The 20,045-nt window shown below is 48.3% G+C and carries 15 protein-coding genes; 2 read left to right on the forward strand and 13 right to left on the reverse strand.

Features of this window, described 5'->3' with window-relative positions; genetic code table 11:
* Positions 1-204: 204 nt before the first annotated feature.
* Complete coding sequence (locus tag ACJJI5_RS16740) at positions 205-3,228, forward strand: cellulose binding domain-containing protein (protein WP_445354691.1); 3,024 nt, start codon at positions 205-207, stop codon at positions 3,226-3,228.
* Positions 3,229-3,333: 105 nt separating this feature from the next.
* Here the strand turns inward: ACJJI5_RS16740 and ACJJI5_RS16745 are convergent, their stop codons facing one another.
* The 10 genes from ACJJI5_RS16745 to cysM all read right to left on the reverse strand — a co-directional run bounded on the left by ACJJI5_RS16745 (position 3,334) and on the right by cysM (position 14,772).
* The gene (locus tag ACJJI5_RS16745) at positions 3,334-4,464 is read right to left on the reverse strand and encodes a tRNA-queuosine alpha-mannosyltransferase domain-containing protein (RefSeq protein ID WP_445354692.1); all 1,131 of its coding nucleotides are present in this window, start codon (positions 4,462-4,464) and stop codon (positions 3,334-3,336) included.
* 66 nt (positions 4,465-4,530) lie between these two features.
* Positions 4,531-5,412 carry an NAD(P)-dependent oxidoreductase gene (locus tag ACJJI5_RS16750; protein ID WP_445354693.1) on the reverse strand — a complete coding sequence of 294 codons (882 nt, stop codon included), beginning with the start codon at positions 5,410-5,412 and terminating at the stop codon, positions 4,531-4,533.
* Between the two features lie 5 nt (positions 5,413-5,417).
* Complete coding sequence (locus ACJJI5_RS16755) at positions 5,418-6,215, reverse strand: undecaprenyl-diphosphate phosphatase (protein WP_282931976.1); 798 nt, start codon at positions 6,213-6,215, stop codon at positions 5,418-5,420.
* A 6-nt stretch (positions 6,216-6,221) separates the two neighbouring features.
* Positions 6,222-6,920 carry a tRNA (adenosine(37)-N6)-threonylcarbamoyltransferase complex dimerization subunit type 1 TsaB gene (gene tsaB / locus ACJJI5_RS16760; protein ID WP_445354694.1) on the reverse strand — a complete coding sequence of 233 codons (699 nt, stop codon included), beginning with the start codon at positions 6,918-6,920 and terminating at the stop codon, positions 6,222-6,224.
* 160 nt (positions 6,921-7,080) lie between these two features.
* Positions 7,081-7,878, reverse strand: a complete 798-nt coding sequence (locus ACJJI5_RS16765) for a hypothetical protein (protein ID WP_445354695.1) — start codon at positions 7,876-7,878, stop codon at positions 7,081-7,083.
* Between the two features lie 266 nt (positions 7,879-8,144).
* Positions 8,145-9,143 carry a ferrochelatase gene (gene hemH, locus ACJJI5_RS16770; protein WP_445354696.1) on the reverse strand — a complete coding sequence of 333 codons (999 nt, stop codon included), beginning with the start codon at positions 9,141-9,143 and terminating at the stop codon, positions 8,145-8,147.
* 169 nt (positions 9,144-9,312) lie between these two features.
* Positions 9,313-9,966 carry an adenylate kinase gene (gene adk / locus ACJJI5_RS16775; RefSeq protein WP_445354697.1) on the reverse strand — a complete coding sequence of 218 codons (654 nt, stop codon included), beginning with the start codon at positions 9,964-9,966 and terminating at the stop codon, positions 9,313-9,315.
* Between the two features lie 176 nt (positions 9,967-10,142).
* Complete coding sequence (gene mazG / locus ACJJI5_RS16780) at positions 10,143-10,970, reverse strand: nucleoside triphosphate pyrophosphohydrolase (RefSeq protein ID WP_445354698.1); 828 nt, start codon at positions 10,968-10,970, stop codon at positions 10,143-10,145.
* Between the two features lie 19 nt (positions 10,971-10,989).
* Positions 10,990-13,236, reverse strand: a complete 2,247-nt coding sequence (gene relA, locus ACJJI5_RS16785) for a GTP diphosphokinase (protein ID WP_444911202.1) — start codon at positions 13,234-13,236, stop codon at positions 10,990-10,992.
* Between the two features lie 639 nt (positions 13,237-13,875).
* Positions 13,876-14,772 (reverse strand): cysteine synthase CysM, encoded by an 897-nt coding sequence (cysM, locus tag ACJJI5_RS16790; protein WP_445354699.1) that lies wholly within the window; start codon positions 14,770-14,772, stop codon positions 13,876-13,878.
* A gap of 298 nt (positions 14,773-15,070) precedes the next feature.
* On the opposite strand from cysM, the gene ACJJI5_RS16795 reads away from it, so the two are divergent.
* The gene (locus ACJJI5_RS16795; protein WP_445354700.1) at positions 15,071-17,902 is read left to right on the forward strand and encodes a response regulator; all 2,832 of its coding nucleotides are present in this window, start codon (positions 15,071-15,073) and stop codon (positions 17,900-17,902) included.
* Here the strand turns inward: ACJJI5_RS16795 and acpS are convergent.
* From acpS to era, 3 genes are all read right to left on the reverse strand, one after another.
* Positions 17,899-18,285 carry a holo-ACP synthase gene (gene acpS / locus ACJJI5_RS16800; protein WP_413662741.1) on the reverse strand — a complete coding sequence of 129 codons (387 nt, stop codon included), beginning with the start codon at positions 18,283-18,285 and terminating at the stop codon, positions 17,899-17,901. The genes ACJJI5_RS16795 and acpS overlap by 4 nt on opposite strands.
* Complete coding sequence (gene recO / locus ACJJI5_RS16805) at positions 18,282-18,968, reverse strand: DNA repair protein RecO (protein WP_445354701.1); 687 nt, start codon at positions 18,966-18,968, stop codon at positions 18,282-18,284. Before recO ends, acpS begins: the two co-directional genes overlap by 4 nt.
* A 92-nt stretch (positions 18,969-19,060) precedes the next feature.
* The gene (era, locus tag ACJJI5_RS16810; protein WP_282931965.1) at positions 19,061-19,960 is read right to left on the reverse strand and encodes a GTPase Era; all 900 of its coding nucleotides are present in this window, start codon (positions 19,958-19,960) and stop codon (positions 19,061-19,063) included.
* Between the last annotated feature and the right edge of the window lie 85 nt (positions 19,961-20,045).

Consider the following 20,045-nt stretch of genomic DNA (forward strand, 5'->3'; position numbering starts at 1 on the left):
CACAAAAACAATTAAATTAACAATTAATTAGGCAAACACCTGTACTTAACATTCAAAGTTGTCTTGACATGAAATAAGGTGGAAGTTGAATAACATTAATAATCGGTCCTTTTAGCATTTGACGCCCCTGACTATAAATATGTGAACTTTATGTAGCTATCAATATCCGACTACTCTGCAGTAATCCATATAGATACATATATAATGCACGCTAAACTTCTCCCCCTCTCAGTTTTTACCATATTGACCTTCTTATCCCTACCATCCCTGGCCGGTCAAAAGTGCGATGTACAAATGACGATACAGAGCGAATGGGAAGACGGATATATGGCTTCAGTGGTTGTACGTAATACAGGTACCGAGCCAATAAGTGATTGGGAACTTTCATGGCAATGGCCCTCAGACCAAGAAGTCACACATATATGGAATGCTACCTCAGCCCAGGATGAAAACCTGATCTCTGTAGTTGGAAAACAAGGCTATATAAAAGTACCCATTGGCCAAGCCCAATCTTTTGGTTTTAATATTCGCTACTCGGGTGGTGAACAGAAGCCTGCTCATATTAACGCTAGTTGCAACAACACCATCAATAAACCAGATCCGCCCCCACCTTCACGAGACCTGTTAGACCCCCTTTCACAATACAATTTTATTTTAGGCACTCAAACGATAAACCCTAGGTATACATTTACAGATAAGGGATCACTTGTTGAAAGTGCTGAAGCCATTTACTCAATGGGCTCTAACTTACTCAAGATAGCCCTTTCTCCGAGCCTATATAGCGAGCTAAGTAACTCTGGACTCGACTATCAATTCAAGCGAATACTGAAAGAAATACCAGAATTTCAGCAAGTCTTGGAAATGGATTTCTCCATCTACATGTTTTGGGTTGAGGACTCAGGTTCCTGGATGGATAACAAAGGAATGAGTGAAGAAGAGCTAAACTGGCAATATGACAAAATTTATTCGTTGGCTGAATATTTACTAACTGAATATAACGGCTCCGGTAAGACATTCATGATCGGGCATTGGGAAGGCGATTGGAACCTGGTTCAAAAAACTGATGGTACTAGAGATGACAGTCAGGAAACTATCCCTCCTAAGCGTTTACAGGGTCTAATTGACTGGATCAATATTCGACAAAAAGCCATTGACGATGCCAAAGCAAATATCACCCACTCTGACGTTAACTTATATCACTATATTGAGGTCAATAGGGTTGAATCTGCAATACAGGGCAAAGAACGGATAACCAATGCCGTACTTCCCCATACTAATGTAGATTTAGTGTCTTATTCAGCTTACGATCTCACTACCAAAGAAAAGCATTCAGATTTTGCCACTCTACATAGTGAGTTGACTTCAGCTCTAGAATTTATCAACTCAAATCTTCCCAAAAAATCTGGGCTGCCATTTGAAAAGCGGGTTTTCATTGGCGAATATGGTTACGGAGAGTCCTGGTTTAAGGATTGGGGAGCCCGCTCTGGCGAAGCCCAGGATTTGCTATCACGCAATGTAATAAAAACGGCGCTCCAGTGGGGTGCTCCATTTATTTTGTACTGGCAAATGTATGACAATGAATATGATAGCTGGATCAGTGAATTCACTGGCTACTGGCTGATTGACAAGGATGGTAATAAAAAGGAGATTTATAAGACTCACCAAGAGTACTATAAGGATGCGAGAGCATTCTTAGATAACTATTATATGGAAAACTCCTCCCTTCCGTCAGAAAGTGAATTTCGAGCCTATGCCTTAAAATGGTTTGAATCATCGAAAACCCCACCACCACAGCCCAAACCTGACACTCCCCCTACTGTACCGGAAGAACCCGGTGAACCTTCAGGCCAGTGTAATGTGGAATATACAGTTCAAAACGATTGGGGGAATGGTTTTATGGCAAATGTGGTTATTTATAATAAAGGAAAGACTTCTCTTGATAAATGGCAGCTACAGTGGAACTGGCAAGGTAACCAATCAATCACACACTTCTGGAATGCACAAGTCGCAGAAAGTAACGGGACTATAACTGTTACTAGTGAATCATCTATTCCGGCAGGAGAGGCCCGAGCTTTTGGGTTTAATGCAAATTACTCTGGAGAAAACACCCTACCAATTATAATTGGCAACTGCACGGGTACACTCACAACAGAACCTTCACAACCTAGCCAGCCCCCCAATCAGCCCAATGAACATTCAGATAGTAGCAGTATTAAGCTATGGTTTATTGGTGATTCGATTACTTACGGTATGACAACACTCCCTTATAATTCAAACGGATTTCGTAGCCAGATCTGGGACTATCTTGCCAAAGCGGCCGATGGCAACTCAATCTTTCCTATAGATCAAGAATCTACCAGTGAGCAGCTAATTCTAAAATACAATGGAAAACAACTAGAAACGATTGGCACTATCACTGGACCAACAGGCCCTGATGATATGTCTCAACAGACCAAGAATTACTGGCACTCTGGGATACCTGGAGCTACAACCAGCGATTTACTTTGCTATCTTGATCCGATAGGCCATCAAATCACCCCAGGCTACAATTTCACCAACTGCCTCAATTCCATCAAGAACTTCAATCAATTTCTCAGCGAAATGTGCATGGAGGGCGAAACTAGTTCTGGCTGGCTCACTAATCAAGCCTGCAATTTAACGCGGGATATAACCTCTGAGGATAGCGTTGTCATACCTATACAGCTCGGGACTAACGACATCACCTTCCTTAGCATGAATAATGCGATTGATTGTAGCCTTCCTATAGAAGAAAATAGTGAATCCGCCCAGAAGCTAAATATGGTCGTTAGTAAGATAATATCATCACCCAATAATATTCAAGGCATATCAATAACAGATAGAATACAAAATTACTTTGAGAGCATAGATATTCCAACAGAGAAAATTGCATTCGTAATTTCAACTATCCCTCGCCGAAGTGATTTAGACGGACAAGATCCGAAAAATTACTGTACGGACTTTTATAATCAAAAAATCAGGAAGTCACTATCAGAGGCCTCCAATACCAAAAATATTTTCTTAGCAGACCAAGAAAATATTGTCCCAACTGGAGACCCGGTACACCCTACAACTGAGGGCCACAAGATTATGGCTTGCAACTTACTTTATGGTAAAAATCTTGGCCATTCAGATATTCCTTCTTGTATTCTTCCCAGTAACATCCCAGATAAAGGGCTATTGAAAGCAATAGATCATGTATCCAATTAGCTAGGATTTCGCTTAACAGGCCCTGATTAAAAATTTTCAGGGCGCTGCTTTTACTCACCAATAACTTTGGGAGCCTTTATAAACCCGCCTTCTATAGTAGCCGGCCTAACTCTGAACCAGATTTAAGAACTGCTTCCTATATTCTGCCCAAATCACTTTCCCTGAGAAATTACTTAAATCAACTTTTTTTAATTTTGAACCCGATAGAATTGACAAAAACATTGATTCCAGCTTTTTTACTGCATCATTACAGTCTGAATAACAGAAGTTCTCGGAATAGAACTCTGGGTAGCACTGTTCATCTGGCACCAGTGGAGTCGCACCGAGAATAGCTGCTTCCATCACCGCCAGCCCCTGGAATTCATGGTAAGCCGTAGAAAGGAATATATGGCTATGTCGCAGTACTTGACGATAGTCTTTAGCGCTTTCGAGATACCCGAGTACCAATAAATGGTCGGCAAACTCTTCTTGTATTTGAGCAAACTCAGCAGGGCTATTACGAAATGACTGCCCCATTAGATTAACGAGAAACTTAACATTTCTGGCTTTCAAGCCCCGAAGGATATCCAGCAATCGGTCCGCGCCTTTGTCATATTCCCAACGGGCCGCCCAACTGATAATCAAAGTATCTTGACCTATCTCGCCCCCATAAATGCTCTCTGCGCAGGAGCTCCAGGAAAAGGCCTCTTCAGTTTTCGCACTATCAAAAACGATGTCTTCTATTGGCACAGGAAGAACTCGCGACTTTTCTTCAATCTCCTCACAAATTCCGGGAGGAACACAATCAGGAAAGCGCTTGAGTAATTTCTTTACTCCTCCTAACAAGGTACTGCGGTTGTATTCAGAGTTGAACAAGACCAGATCACCGGACAAGGCCGTGTAAATATTCAACAACTGGGGTTCTACCGATCGAAACGCATCAGAGCTCACTGGGTAAGCAAATTGATTCTCATGAAAATATACAACTGTAGGCACCCTAACGATTTCAGGAACTAAACCGCACAAGGCACTTAGATCGGTCATTGAGGTTGTAACAATAAGGTCCCAACGCTGCTTCAATATTTGCGCAGTTTCCCCACGGCCCCAGGAAAGGCTATTACCGCGAATTCGCCAGCTAAAGTATCGCGGTGGTAAGGTTAGTACGGTCCATTGCCAATCAGAAAATGCCGCTGCCAGCCCTTTACGCCATCGCTTGTGACTGTCCGCATCATAAGCAGAGAGTAATAAAACTTTCATTAAATAGTAACAAGAAGAAGCGGCACCGGGATCAAACTTAACCCCGGTAGCTATTGATCGGAGGGGTTAATCGAAAGAGCGCACATTCATTAATCGTGCAAACAAGCTGGAAGTATCCCAACGAGCACCACCAATAGCTTGTACCTCACTATAAAACTGGTCTACCAGGGCAGTTACGGGCAGTAAAGCTCCGTTATGTTGTGCCTCTTGAAGGACTATAGCCAAATCCTTACGCATCCAGTCCACAGCAAAACCGTGGTCATACTCGCCAGCTAACATAGTTTTTGAGCGGTTTTCCATTTGCCAGCTCTGTGCCGCCCCCTTGGATATCACATTGACAACCTGCTCTCCATCGAGGCCAGCTGCCTTGGCAAAATGTAAACCTTCAGCAAGCCCCTGAACGACACCCGCGATACAAATTTGATTGACCATTTTACACAGCTGGCCGCTACCTACTGGCCCCATCAGGTTGCTCGCCCGCGCATAACAGTCGATAAGAGGTTGCACTTTATCAAAGTCTGCCTTATCTCCCCCAAACATAACCGTTAAAGCACCATTCTCAGCGCCGGCCTGGCCTCCAGAGACAGGGGCATCCAGAAAACCGATTCCCTTTTCGCCAGCTGCAACTGCCAATTCCCGGGCAACATCGGCAGAGGCTGTTGTATGATCTACAAACAAAGCCCCGTCACCCATACTCGTGAATGCCCCCTGCTCTCCTGTCACCACTTGGCGGAGATCGTTGTCATTGCCTACACAGGCAAAAACAACCTCCGCGTCCTTTGCGGCTTCAGCGGGCGTTACAAAGCTCTCTCCATCATATTCTTGTAGCCATTGATCCGCACGGCTAACAGTGCGATTGTAAATTCGCACCATGTGGCCAGCATTAGAAAGATGCCCCGCCATGGGATATCCCATCACCCCCAAGCCAATAAATGCAACTGTTGCCATTTCCTCTACCCCCATACCATCCAAATAAGTATTACACCGAGAACCAAGCGATAAATCGCGAATGGAGCCATCCCAATGCGGCTAATAAATTGAAGGAAAAAATGAATACACAAATAAGCACTAATACAAGATAAAACGGTACCAAGCAGCAAGTCATTCCATGGAACACTTTCCAGCGCAAGTAATTCAATCGTTAACAAAATAGCGCTGAGGGCAATAACAGGAATGGACATCAGGAACGAAAAGCGCGCTGCAGCCTCTCTCTTCATGCCAAGCATCAAACCAGCAGTCATTGTGATACCAGAGCGGGAGGTGCCAGGGATCAGGGCCAACACCTGTGATAAGCCAATCAGAAGTGCTTTTTTCCAATTTAACTGGGCTAGAGATTCGACCCTGCGCCCCTTTGCATCAGCCCACCAGAGTAAAATACCAAAGCCAATAGTCGTAGCAGCGATAACACCGGCTGAACGCAGGTGAGTTTCTATGAACCCTTTGAATACCAGGCCTATCAGTCCCACAGGTATAGTAGCGAGAACAATTAACCAGGCCAGCCGCCCCTCATCGGTAAATTGTTTATCCGTAAATCCTCCTAGACCATCCCTAATCAGCACCCAAATATCTTTGCGGAAATAGAATACTACTGCCAGTAAAGAGCCAAAATGAACAGCGACATCGAAGGCCAGCCCCTGGTCCTGCCAGCCCAATACCTCAGAAGGTAAAATCAAGTGCGCGGAACTGGAGATGGGCAGAAACTCTGTCAGCCCCTGTATCAGGGCCAAAATTACAATCTGAAATGTTTCCATGTGTTATTAAGATCGGATTTTTTGTCTTTTCTTCCAAGTCACTTCATTGCGCAAATAAACAGGCTCAAGCTCTTCAGCGGTCACTGTATGACCCTGCTCCCATAGTGGTACTGCCAACTGCGCTATATCCCGAGCCTGAATGAGGCTGGCTTGATCAACTGCAGCCAATGACGCCCCTTCAAAAGCCTCATAATGTAATCCCGGACCCGCCCCATAAATCGGAGTACAAATCTCCGATTTCTCTAAAGACAGCAGAACCTCCTCCGGGTTCTGTACCGCCTCCGGGATCAAGCTATCGCAGGGAGAGTCACTGGAGTAAACCCCCCAATATACTTGTTGCATGCGAGCATCCAGCATTGCCACGATGGGTGACTGTCCCCAGTCCGGATGCGATCGCCGAGCTCCAAGCGCTAGGGCTGCGAGGCTGGAAACCGGAACCACCGGTAGATCTGCAGCATAAGCCAACCCCTGCACACTACTAATTGCTATACGGAGACCGGTAAATGACCCCGGCCCGCGGCTGACAGCAAGAGCATCCAGGCCTGCCAGCTTTATGCCGACTTCTGCGAGAACGTCATCCACCATTGGCAAAAGGCGACGGGTGTGATCGCGTTCTGCCTGTACAAAACGCTCAATCAGCTGGCCATCAGATATGAGAGCAACAGAACAGGCGCCCGAAGTTGTATCCAGGGCAAGTATTTTCACAGCGTTCTTAATCCTGGTCATAAAAAAGGGAGGGAATTGTGGCACGGGAGCGGAGGGGAGTCATGCCCAATATCGCAACCCGCAACTAAAAAACCCCGGACTAACCGGGGTTTATGAGGAGCCTGCCAAAGTTCACATCGTTGAGCCCATATATATGACCCTAGGCGGCCTTTTTCGGTGGCCGGCCACGACGGGCAGCACCAGCCTTCGGTGGACGGCCGCGACGGGCTGGAGCCTTCTTAGGAGCTGCTGTCGCAGTCGCTTTCTTGGGTCGTCCGACTCTTTTTGCTGGCTTAGCCGCTGAAGTTGCCTTCTTTGGACGGCCGGCCTTTTTCGCCGTCGCTGTAGCGGCCTTCTTGGGGCGTCCGGGCTTTTTCGCTGCTGTGGCCTTGGCTGCAGGTTTCTTCTTGGCCTTTTGAGTTTCGGCTTTTAATTTGGCTTTAGCCTTCTTCTCTAACTCTTTAACTTTAGCGGCAGCTTTCTTTGCAGCTGCTTTAACCTTAGCTTCAGCCTTCTTCTCAGCAGCCTTCAATTTCTTGGCATGAGCCTTTTCTTTGGTTTTTACCCAGCGTGTTTCAAATGCCTTGAGTGCGGCAGCTAACTCTTTATCTGCTTTGCTGGAGAGGCTCTTAGAGAGACTTTCCACCTTTTCTTTTGCAGCAGCTTCAGCCATATGTACGGCATCCATAGCCTTAGCTTTGGCAAGATCCATCTTTGCCGCTGCCAGCTTGGCGCGTAAATCCTTTGCCTTACTATTGGCACTGGCCAGCGAAGTTTTCGCTGTTGCCGCATTACTTTTCTGCGCTCGAGCCTTAGCCTTAGCAACACGGTCCATTTGCGCATCCAGCGATTTGGTCGCTGAATCTACCGCCTTCTGCGCTTTCACGACCGCTGGCGACGCTGCGGTCGCACTAGTTGCTCGTTTCGCGCGTGTACCTTTTTTTACTACTCTTGCCATCCCTTGTCTCCTCACTGAAAGAAGAAGTACATCCAAAAGTGTGCCGGCAGCATTGCCTTTTAGCTATCGAATAAAAACTGGAATCGGCCGTTTTTATTACTTATGCAGAGCGCCGCACCGCCTATTTCGATACAACTTTATCAAAGTTAATAAAAATACCCGGCATTGCAAGTAAAAAAGCGAAAAATGAGAAACTTTTTATAAAAAAAGTATATTTTTCTTATCAATTTTCACTTTTGGGTCCCGTTTTAGCACTTTGGTAGAAATTATTTTGTCCCATTGAGCTTAGTTTGCACAATTCCCGCAAGCGCCTCTATATGATCCTCACGCAAATTTAATGCAGGAATATATCGGTAGTCACTGCCCCCAGCATCAATAAAATTAGCGCGATTCTCTACCGAAATTTCTTCCAATGTTTCCAGGCAATCCGCAGAAAAAGCCGGGCAAATTACATCGACACTACTAACTCCTGTTTTACCCCATTCAATAAGGGTCTTATCGGTGTATGGCTGCAACCACTCTGCCTTACCAAAGCGCGATTGAAATGTGACTTGCCACTTATCCTCACTGATTTCTAGTTCATCCGCTAATAACCGTGCGGTTTCCATGCAATGGCGATAATAGGGGTCCCCCTTATCAACATTGGCTTTTGGGATACCGTGAAATGAAAGTAACAATTTTTCCGCTGGCCCTGCTTTTTCCCAGTGTTCTTTTACTGAATTGGCCAGGGATTTTATGTAGAGGGGATTTTGGTAATAATCTCGAATCAGAGAAATATCCGGAATATCGCGACTATTGCGAAAAATTTGCGCCACCTGATCATAAATTGCTGCAGTTGTGGTAGCCGAATATTGGGGATATAGGGGAAGCACCATAAAAGACTCAAAACCTTTCTTGCGCAGAGTTTCTATGGTGTTGTCGAGGCGGGGCTCACCATAAGTCATGGCATATTCAACAGCGACATCGCAACCTTTTACTTTTAAACGCTGCTGCAACAGCTCTGCTTGCTTCTGCGTATAGTAGAGAAGCGGCGATCCTTCCACTTTTGTTTCATCTGCACTGCTATTCCATATTTCCGCATAGGCAGGGGCAATACGTTGTGGACGAAAAGGCAGTACCAAGCAGTTCAATATGGTCAGCCAGATTGGCCGCGGTATCTCGACAACCCTCGGATCTGAAAGGAATTCCCGCAAAAAACTTCTTACTGCTGTAGGTGTAGGCTCAGCTGGAGTACCTAAATTCATCAAAATTATTGCCGTAGACATAAACCGCCCCGTTAGAAATCTTATCCTTTCAAGAAATCCTGCCAGTTATCGGGCAGGGAAGAGCGCATACTGCCAGGCCAATACCGCCGTGATCAACTCGCTCTATATCACTTCTGGAGATACAAAAAAGCCCCCAAGTGGGGGCTTTTAAAAAATGTTAGCGATGATCTCAGCTGAGAGCTTCCAACACTTTCTCGCGAATCTCATCCATACCGCCAACACCCATTACCTTGCTGTACTTGGGAGCCGCTTCAGGAGAGCGTGCTTCCAGCTCGCGGTAGAAGCCTACCAGCGGTGCTGTCTGCTCGTGATAAACCGCCAAACGATTGCGAACAGTTTCTTCAGTATCATCTGTACGCTGGATCAGTGCCTCGCCAGTCACATCATCGACACCCTCAGCCTTGGGCGGGTTGTATACGATGTGATAGACGCGACCAGAGTTTTCATGAACCCGGCGGCCCGAGAGACGCTTTACGATTTCTTCATCGTCAACAGCGATCTCCAGAACATTATCGATATGTACATCGGCTTCCAGAAGGGCTTCAGCCTGGGGAATGGTGCGAGGGAAACCATCGAACAGGAACCCTTTAGCGCAGTCTTCCTGGGCAATGCGCTCTTTAACTAACGCAATGATCAGGTCGTCAGAAACCAATTTTCCCGCGTCCATAACATCCTTGGCCTGTAGGCCAAGAGGGGTACCCGCCTTCACCGCAGCGCGAAGCATATCGCCGGTGGAGATCTGCGGAATGCCGAACTTCTCTGTTATGAATTGAGCCTGAGTGCCCTTGCCGGCTCCCGGCGCGCCCAAGAGAATAATTCGCATGTTCAGTAAGCCTCCAATACTATCGACGAACCAAAAGCCGCCGCGCTAAAAGAGCGCTACCTTACACTCACACCTCAGATTGGGCAAGATTGCTACCGATACCCCCACAATCCATACAAACCACAGAGTACTAAAAGGGGCTTAAAGCTCCGCTCTATGTAAGCCTGTTAAGATCCCTAGGTATCAGCACCGGGCTCCCGCTGAACTTTGGCCTTGTCCCAAAGTCTGTCCAGTTCCTCCAGCGTTGCCTCTGATACTTGCCGACCTTCACTGTGTAAACTGGACTCAACATAACCAAAACGCCGCTCAAATTTCCTGCTACACCCCCGCAAAGCTGCCTCAGGATCAACCTTCAGGTGGCGGGATGCATTCACACAAGAGAAAAGCAGATCCCCCAGCTCCTCCTTTGCATGCTCCATATCCCCATTTGTCACGGCCTCCCGCAACTCTGCAACCTCTTCCTCAATCTTATCAAGGACACCATCAATATTGGGCCAGTCAAAACCGACACGGGAGGCGCGCTTCTGTAATTTGGTCGCACGCGTCAAAGCTGGCAGCCCCACAGCCACTCCTGCCAGGGTTCCTGCATCCCCTTTAGCAGTGCGTTCGGCCTCTTTAATCGCCTCCCAATTCTTCTTTACTTCAGCTTCATCAAGAGCTTCGGCAGAGCGGTCGCCGTAGAGGGTTCCACTTGGAAAGACATGGGGATGCCTGCGCACTAGTTTGCGTACCAAAGTGTCAACAATCTGGGGGAAATCAAAGTGGTCTTTCTCACGCCCTAACTGGGCATAAAAAATGACTTGGAAGAGCAGATCTCCGAGCTCTTCGTGCAGGTGCTCAAAGTCTTCCTGCTCAATAGCCTCTGCTACCTCATAGGCCTCTTCAATGGTAGAGGGGACAATACTGGCAAAGTCCTGTTTCAGGTCCCAAGGGCAACCGCCCTCAGGGCTGCGAAGCTGAGCCATCAAGTGGAGGAGGTCCTCCACAGAGTAATTCTTTTCCACGTTATTCCTTACTCAGCGTTCAGCGCAGAATTCGCCGCTTTGCCGCTGCCACATTGGGCAGTTGATTGATCCGATGTAAAACTTGGCTCAACTCTTCAAAGTTGTGGATCTCAGCAGTCACGATCATTTCTACCGTATGCTTGTTCTTATTAGAGCGGGTTTGCATAGCGGTAATATTAATTTTCTGACTGTCCAGCATCACCGTGACATCCCGCAACAGGCCCTGGCGATCGTAGGCTTCGATCATAATTTCAACGGCGTAAAGTTCACGGGGTTTTTCCGCCCAACTTACCTGGAGTACCCTTTCAGACTCCTCAACCTGCATACGCAGCATATTTGCGCAGTCTTTACGATGTATAGAAACCCCGCGCCCAAGGGTGATATACCCCATAATTTCATCGCCTGGAACGGGGTTACAACAGCCGGCAATGTGGGTGAGCAAATTACCCACTCCGTCGATATAGACATCTGCCTTGCCTTCTCCACGGGCAACTGGAGCCGTCAGCGATGGTACCCGAGGCACATTGTCGACCTTCACCATTCGCTGGGCTGCGTTGAGAACCTGACCCACGCCTATATCACCGGCACCCACTGCCGCATAGAGGTCCTCTAGGGAATGCATGTTGAGCTTGGCTGCCAACTTATCGAAATCGAAATCACTCAGCGCCAGCTGCTTAAATTCCCGGTCGAGAATACTGCGGCCATCGGCGATATTCTGATCCCGAGCCTGCTGCTTAAACCAGTGAATAATCTTGGCTCGGGCACGAGAGGTAGTGATATAGGCCATGCCCGAAGAGAGCCAATCGCGACTCGGCGCTTCGAGTTTTCCTGTGAGGATTTCAACCTGATTGGCTGTCTCCAACCGGTGGTTGAGCGGCACGATTCGGCCATCTACTTTAGCCCCACGACAACGGTGACCAATTTCTGTATGGATCTTGTAGGCAAAGTCCAATGGTGTTGCACCCCGAGGCAGGTCTACAACATGACCGCCGGGGGTAAATACATAAATACGTGAATCTGCCTCACTGGAGCGCAAATCATCTTGTAGTGGGTTACCTCCCACCTCTTCATGCCAGTCGAGCACCTGACGCAACCAGGATATTTTTTGCTCGTAGCTATCTTTACTCTCGCTCTTAAGATCAGTGCCCTTGTAACGCCAGTGAGCACAAACACCGTATTCCGCCTCTTCATGCATAGCAAAAGTTCGGATTTGAACCTCGAGCACCTTTCGCTCGGGGCCAATTACAGCCGTGTGCAGAGAGCGATAACCGTTTTCTTTGGGGGAGGCGATATAATCATCGAACTCATTTGGTATGTTGCGCCAGAGGTTGTGCACTATACCCAGAACCGCGTAGCAATCCCTTACTGTTGGGACAAGAATACGCACTGCGCGAATATCATAAACTTGGGAGAAGCCGATATTTTTCCGGCGCATTTTCCGCCAGATACTATAGATATGCTTTGCCCGCCCGTAGACATCACCTTCAATATGGGCGCGCTCGAGTTCAGAGCGCAATAGCTCCAATACCTCATCGATATACTGCTGCCGAGCCAGTCTTTTCTCATCCAGCAAGCGAGCAATCTGCTTGTAATCTTCCGGCTCAAGATAGCGAAATGATAGGTCTTCCAATTCCCATTTGATATGACCAATTCCCAGGCGGTGAGCAAGGGGTGCATAAACATCGGCCACTTCACGAGCAACTCTCTGGCGTTTAGCCGGCTCTGAGTTTTTTGCAGCACGAATGGCACAGGTACGCTCAGCGAGTTTGATCAAAGCGACTCGCACGTCGTCGACCAATGCTACCAGCATACGACGGATATTCTCTGAATGTTCCTCTACCGCACCACTCGGGCTTTCTTCTCCGGTATCTGCGCTGCGACTGCGAATTGCGGCCATACGTAAGACACCACGAATCAACTTGGCAACTCGCTCACCAAATTCTTTTTCCACTGCTTGCAATGGCAGGCGTTTTTCACGTACGGCACGGTACAGCACCGCCGCGACAAGTGCTTCTGAGTCTATTTGTAAGTCGGCGAGAATCTCAGCCATCTCAAGGCCAGTGGCAAAACTGCTAGCGCCCTCAGCCCAGATATTTTCCGCCTCAATTGCGCGCTGTTCTGCTTCGGCACTCACCTCAGCTGCGCGCCGCAAAGTTACTATCGCAGAACCATCCAGGCCCGCGAGTTTCTGTACATGGCGCAACCAGGATTCAAGGTCGAGTTCACCTTCTCCACCAAAGGAATGATGCTTTCTTACTTGAACCATCTTTTAACAAGAGTCATTTGTGTTATTGGCATAATTTTGTCGTTACCTGGCTTAGCAGCACATTTACTCAGTGCTCATGCTGGATTAAGCGCTTCTCTATCATAGGTTTGAACTCACCAAAGTCCATGATTTTCTGTATACATTTCAATAAGCTGCGCGAAATTCAGCAGTTTTTCGTACCAATTTGAGTGGGAGGGTATAAGTCTTGTCCAGCTTGTTGACCTTTTAACCAACAGTAAACCTGCAAAACCAATGCCTATAGAAAACTAAAATTGTGATATTGGGGAATATCGAGAGAAGTGAACAGGTTGCATTTGTTACTTAAAAGTGAATTTCTCCACCTCTACATGAACACAAAACAAGGCTTTACCGAACTTTACAAACTATCAGTTTTTTGTATTTACCGGCTTAGTTATTGCTTTTTTTAACTGGCAATGCACATATAGCAGGAGGATTAGAGGCTCCCCCCAAAAAAAGGGGCAAAAGAGATGATTGTAAATTGATTGGCGAATCACTTTACAAAGCTGCGAATCTCACAAAGTTTTTTCTAGTAGATATCAGGCTCAATGCTGGAGTTAAAGCACTTTATTTCCAGCATTGATCAATAAAATAAGATAAATTAGAGAATAAAAGTAAGAACTATTTTGGGGAGGCAAAAAGTCCTGAAGATAAATAACGATCTCCACGATCACAGACAATTGCAACAATCGTCGCATTTTCTAGCTGCGCAGACAGCCTTAAAGCACCGGCTACCGCCCCTCCAGAGGAAACGCCACAAAAAATACCCTCTTCTTTCGCCAGCCTGCGAGTCATATCCTCAGCTTCTCGCTGGTCCATATCCATGACCATATCTACTTGCTCAGGAACAAAAATCTTAGGTAAGTATGCCTCCGGCCAACGGCGAATCCCCGGAATACTGGAGCCTTCAGTTGGCTGCAATCCAACGATTTGAATATCGGGATTTTGCTCCTTCAAGTAACGCCCGCATCCCATAATGGTACCGGTTGTACCCATTGAGGAGACAAAGTGAGTCACCGTTCCAGAGGTCTGCTGCCAAATCTCCGGACCGGTTCCCTCATAGTGAGCCAGGGGATTATCGCTATTGGCAAACTGGTTCAGTACCAATCCTTTCTTATCCTCTTGCATTTGCAAAGCTAAGTCCCGCGCACCCTCCATACCTTCTTCAGCGCTAACCAATATCAACTCAGCGCCATAAGCTGTCATTGAAGCCTTGCGCTCCTCGGTAGCACTGTCGGGCATAATCAATATCATTTGATAGCCCTTAATCGCTGCAGCCATTGCCAGGGCAATTCCCGTATTACCGCTGGTCGCTTCAATCAGGATATCTCCTGGAGAAATATATCCTGCAGCTTCCGCATGGTTGATCATTGAAAGTGCCGGGCGGTCTTTTACCGAACCCGCAGGGTTATTGCCTTCCAGCTTGAGCAAAACAGTATTACTGGTATCACCTGGCAGGCGCTGTAGTTTAACCAGCGGGGTATTGCCTACGCAGTCAGCAATTGTTGGATAATCCATAATGCAATAAATTCCAGAAAAATCTCGCGGGGTCCAAGTGTACAGCAAGCGGTACTATGCACTAAATACCGTCTACTTTGGTCTACTCCCTACCCAGGTTATTAAGGGAGATATACCTGAAGCGGTATTATTCAGATGGCTATGCCGCGCTATCTAATCTTGGCAAAGTGAATCTTTAAGCCTCTAAAACGCGCATATTGTGACAAAAAAGAAGCGTTTTCTGATAAGTGAATGAGTGCGCTCAGATGTACATAACGGTAAAATGAGGGAAAAATAATCGTACAAGGCCCCTCTTAACATGGCCCCAGGCAACCCTATTCTCTCAATCGAGGAACCAGAGCAACCTCGATCCTTACGAACCCTGGTATTTCGCCTTACTGTAGCACCCGCACTAATTCTGTCCTTGCTCCTCGCTCTCGTTTTCACCCTGCAGCAAATGCACGATCGTCGCCAATTGCTATTAAGCCACGGTCGAGCCAGCGCCGAACAGCTAGCTGAACTAATTGAGATGAGCGGGGGCCATCCAGCTGAACTTAGAATGGAATGGCTGCGTAAAAGTTTGCTGGCGCTTATGCTGGAAAAAGATATGGTCAGATCTGTTCATGTCTACTCCACCGAACCCAGCCCCAAGCTAGCTCTCAACCCCAGCACCGGACTCAGCTTGCTGGCCAGTGTCGGGCCGCGTCCACGCACCCCCATTAGCAGGGACACCCTTAACAAGCGCGAACCCTTTATTTTTGAAGATGATGAGACCCTTCAGGTTTTACAACCATTGAAAGGCGATATCACCACCTGCTGGATAAGTATTGAGCTACATCGCCCCTATTTCCTGGTGGGAACTTACCAAGTTTTACTCGTAGGCTTGGTAGGGTTGATTCTCTGTACCCTAGCCGCGCTGGCCTGGTCGGTCATCATGTCTGAGCGCTTTGCTCACAGCCTGATTAGAATGGGGCATACTCTGGAGGCGATTGGCAGAGGTGAGTTTGATCGACGCACCCATGAAACGGAGAATCGAGAACTCGCTCAACTGGGAAACCAAATTAACGAGATGGCTGAAAACCTGTCCAGTTACCAACAGGAATACAAAGCTAACTTGCTCCAGTCTATGGATGACCTGCGCCAATCCCTGGACAGTATGGAAGAACAAAATATTGAGCTGGACCTAGCACGTAAAAGGGCGCAGGAAGCAAGCAGGATTAAATCGACGTTCCTAGCCAATACCAGTCACGAGATTCGCACACCTTTAAATGGCATTATCGGTTTTACCAACCTGTTGTTAAAAACTGGAATTGATGAGCTACAGCAGGATTACCTGCAAACCATTTTACGTTCATCGGAAAACCTGTTGACTACCATCAACGACATCCTGGACTTTTCCCGCATTGAGTCCGGCAACCTGGTCCTTGACCATATCCCTATGGACCTTGGCTTACTACTTGAAGAGACCCTGCAAATACTGGCCCCAAACGCCTATGAGCACCATCTGGAACTGGTGCCCTTGATCGATTCTCAACTCCCTCCCACTTTAATCGGAGACCCGTTACGAATTAAGCAAATACTTACAAACTTGATCGGTAACGCGGTGCGCAGCTCAGCAAATGGCAATATCCCTGTGCGCTTGTCAGTACATAGCATTAATAACTCAGAACTTGTACTCCGTATTTCGGTTACCGGCCTGGGTAACCGTATTGACGAGGCTGGTCGCCGTGAAATTGAGAACATCCTCACCAGCAAGTCCCCACAGCTCACCCAACAAATCAGCGCAAATGGTTTAGGGATGTCTATAGCCCGCAGCCTAGTTGAGAGGATGAGCGGCTGCACAGGTATTGAAGAAACAGCCAATGACGGCAACACCTGTTGGGTGCAAATTTCCCTCCAGGCTGAACGTAATCGAGGCATGTATCCGCGTATTCAATATCCTGGCTGCCGAATTTTACTTGCAGACCCCAACCCAGTTACACGGACCCAGGTAGCCCAGCTACTCAGCCAATGGCAAGTGGAGCCCATAGAACTCGGCGATACCGATACTCTGCAACCGGCAATCGAGCAAATGTGGCGGCACGATGCCCTACCGGATGCGGTTATTATCGATACAGCTACTGCCAAAGGTGATTTTGATAATTTCAGTAGCAAAGTGCAGTCGCTGGTTGATACCTATCAGTGCCGCGTGATCGTACTGGGCCCACCCGCTGAATTGCGTCGCTGCTACGACCAACTGCGCACCCGCACTCTCACTTTCCTTAGCAAACCCGTCACCCGAGACAATTTGCTGCGATCCCTGAAAAGAGCAGTACCACAGCAGGGACAACAGCGGGTTAGTGGCGGGGTACAGGCGCTACCGTGGCCTGCACCACCACGTGTGCTGGCAGTCGATGACCACGCGGCAAACCGCCGACTGGTCGGCGAACTTCTGCGAGCACAAGATGTAGAAGTCGTTATTGCAGCAAGCGGCGAAGAAGCTCTACAGCTTTGGCAGCAGGGAGCTTTCGACCTGGTGTTTATGGATATTCAAATGCCCGAAATGGATGGTATCGAAGCTACACGTCTGATTCGTGAGCAGGAGACCGGCCGCCGTACTCCAATCATTGCCCTCACCGCCCACGCCGGCGCCGAAGAAAAAGCACGCCTGCTGTCTGCGGGACTGGACGACTACTTAAGCAAGCCTGTTAGCGAGGCCCAGCTCTCCCATATGATCAAGCGCTGGCTTAAGATCATCACTCCCCAGGCCGCAGAAAAAGTGAAGATTGAAGAGATGCGCCTGGTAGACATTGGCGAATGCCTGACCCTCGCCAACGGGGATGCCAAGCTGGCCAGGGACATGCTGCGCATGTTGATTGACGGTCTCAGTTCAGATGAGAGAGAACTGGAAAGGTTGTACAACCTTGGGGATTACAAGGGCATGTTCGAACTCACTCATCGCATGCACGGTGGCTGCTGCTATTGCGGAGTTTCACGCTTGAGAGAATCAACTTGTGTGTTACAAGAGGCATTGCGCACTATCCAAGGCTCCGATGCCCAAGCCTTTGACCAGCGCAAACTCAATGCTGTTCTCAGGGAGATCCGCGCCCTGCGCGAGTGGGCTTCTGAACAAGACTTGGATGCGCTCTTTGGCCTGGAGGTAGTTGCCTAGCAGGATTCAAATACGACGAATGCCAGGGCCGAGTCTTTTTCATCGGACAGGCTGAGGTGGATTCTGTCCACACCAAGTTTTTCGGCCCTCTCCTCAGCTGCGCCCGCCAGCACCACCTGCGGTGCAGCGCCCTTGCGGCGACGGACATCGATGTCTTGCCAGGAAACCCCTTCACCAATCCCAGTGCCCAAGGCCTTGGCTACAGCCTCCTTCGCCGCAAATCGCTTGCACAGATATGCAGCGCGGATGGGCTCAGCCATAGCATAAAAGTCCTTCCTTTCCGCACTGCTAAGAACACGCTCAACAAAGCGATCACCAAAGCGCTGCCACGCCACCTCAATACGGTCGTAGTTACAAATATCGGTGCCAATACTAACAATCATTTTTTTCCGTAAACCTGTCGAAAAAGCTCTCTGCTCTGCAAAGGCTTATCCCCCAATACTTTCCTCAACAATAATCGTGTTAGGCGCTTTGCAGGTGCTAAAGCCTCACCTGACCAAACACCCCCATTCATAGCGCTATCCATCCCCAATAGTTCGGCACCTGAAAAAAAACACTCTCCCAGACTCTCATCTTTGGAGCGGTGAACAGGAATTAAACCCCACTCATCATCCAGGCGATAAACCCCATCTTCACTTACAGGGTCTCCTTGCGGGCCGCTAATATTGAGGGACGGGCAGGTACCGAGCTCCAGGAGCAGTTGTAACTCAAAGCGACGAAGCGGACCTTCCAGTTCAACGTTGGAGAGTCCCTCCAGCTGGGACAGAGATTCCAGCAGGCTCTGATAAGCTGCAAACAGCGTGTAATGCGCCTCGCCCTCGGGAAGGAGCCTTACCATCAGTTCATTGGCATAAAGGCCCGCATAAACCGCTCGGCTCTTGAGCCATAGTGGTACACCAACATTTTCGACTGGACCGAGCGTTTTAAGTGAACCCGCTCCCATCAATGTGACAAGCAACGGGGTGAAGGGCTGCAACGCTTGTTGGCGGCGTTGCTTGTCACGGCGGGCCCCACGGGCGACACAGCCCAGTCGACCGTAATCGGGAGTGAAAAGCTCCAGGATCAAACTGGAGTCTTTATAGGGCCGCGAATGGAGGATATATGCGGGTTGAGGCGGTTGAGGTGTTTTCATAGGTGCAGGGGAAATTGCCCTGATGATTACTCGTCTCTGTAACCGAGACTGCGCAGAGCCCGCTCATCATCAGACCAGCCAGATTTCACCTTCACCCACAAATTGAGCATTATCTTGCTATCAAACAAGCGCTCCATATCTTCTCTAGCCTGGCTGCCAATCTGTTTGATTCGCTCGCCCTTATTTCCAATGATGATACGTTTTTGGCCCGCCCGCTCAACCAAAATAGCAGCGCTGATATGCAAAACCTTACCCTCTTGGGCAAACTCCTCTACCTCCACAGTAACTTGGTAGGGAACCTCGGCACCCAATTGACGCATAATCTTTTCCCGAACAATTTCTGCTGCGAGAAAGCGCGAGCTGCGGTCAGTAACTTGATCTTCGGGGAAGAAATGCTGCCCCTCAGGCAAGTGCTTCAGAATAACCTCTTCCAAAGTATCCAGGTTTACGTTGCGTAAGGCTGATATGGGAACAATTTCAGCTTTCGGATGCTCCTCAGCCAGGGCTTGTAGCTGGGGCAGTAGATCAGCTTTATCCTCGAGCTGGTCCACCTTGTTCACGGCGATAATTAATGGGCATTTAATACCGCGCAGCTTATCTGCCACCAACTGGTCTGCCTCACTCCAACGAGTGCGCTCTACAACAAACACCACTACATCCACGTCCCGCGCAGCACTGGCGGCAGCTCGATTCATATAGCGGTTAATCGCTTTTTCTTGATCAGAGTGCAGACCCGGTGTATCGACAAAAATAATCTGGTTTGGCCCTTCGGTTTTAATACCGAGCATATTGTGGCGGGTGGTCTGCGGCTTGCGCGAAGTAATCGCGAGTTTCTGCCCCAGCAGGTGGTTCAACAGTGTGGATTTTCCCACATTGGGGCGGCCGACAATCGCGACATAGCCACAGCGAGAAGGTTGTTCGCTCAAGAAATTTCTCCGAAAGAGTTGGAGGTCTCCGGGAAGCCCCGGAGCCAGAAGTGCCCCCAGTGATACAAGGGGCTATCATTACGAT

Source organism: Microbulbifer maximicatervae (SeqCode), from assembly GCF_052467955.1.

Coding starts and splice junctions, on each gene's coding strand:
- adk (WP_445354697.1), bottom strand. CDS start 9,966: ATGCGAATTATTCTCTTGGGCGCGCCGGGAGCCGGCAAGGGCACTCAG.
- acpS (WP_413662741.1), bottom strand. CDS start 18,285: ATGATTGTTAGTATTGGCACCGATATTTGTAACTACGACCGTATTGAG.
- ACJJI5_RS16765 (WP_445354695.1), bottom strand. CDS start 7,878: ATGGCAAGAGTAGTAAAAAAAGGTACACGCGCGAAACGAGCAACTAGT.
- ACJJI5_RS16740 (WP_445354691.1), top strand. CDS start 205: ATGCACGCTAAACTTCTCCCCCTCTCAGTTTTTACCATATTGACCTTC.
- relA (WP_444911202.1), bottom strand. CDS start 13,236: ATGGTTCAAGTAAGAAAGCATCATTCCTTTGGTGGAGAAGGTGAACTC.
- ACJJI5_RS16745 (WP_445354692.1), bottom strand. CDS start 4,464: ATGAAAGTTTTATTACTCTCTGCTTATGATGCGGACAGTCACAAGCGA.
- ACJJI5_RS16795 (WP_445354700.1), top strand. CDS start 15,071: ATGGCCCCAGGCAACCCTATTCTCTCAATCGAGGAACCAGAGCAACCT.
- ACJJI5_RS16755 (WP_282931976.1), bottom strand. CDS start 6,215: ATGGAAACATTTCAGATTGTAATTTTGGCCCTGATACAGGGGCTGACA.
- cysM (WP_445354699.1), bottom strand. CDS start 14,772: ATGGATTATCCAACAATTGCTGACTGCGTAGGCAATACCCCGCTGGTT.
- hemH (WP_445354696.1), bottom strand. CDS start 9,143: ATGTCTACGGCAATAATTTTGATGAATTTAGGTACTCCAGCTGAGCCT.
- ACJJI5_RS16750 (WP_445354693.1), bottom strand. CDS start 5,412: ATGGCAACAGTTGCATTTATTGGCTTGGGGGTGATGGGATATCCCATG.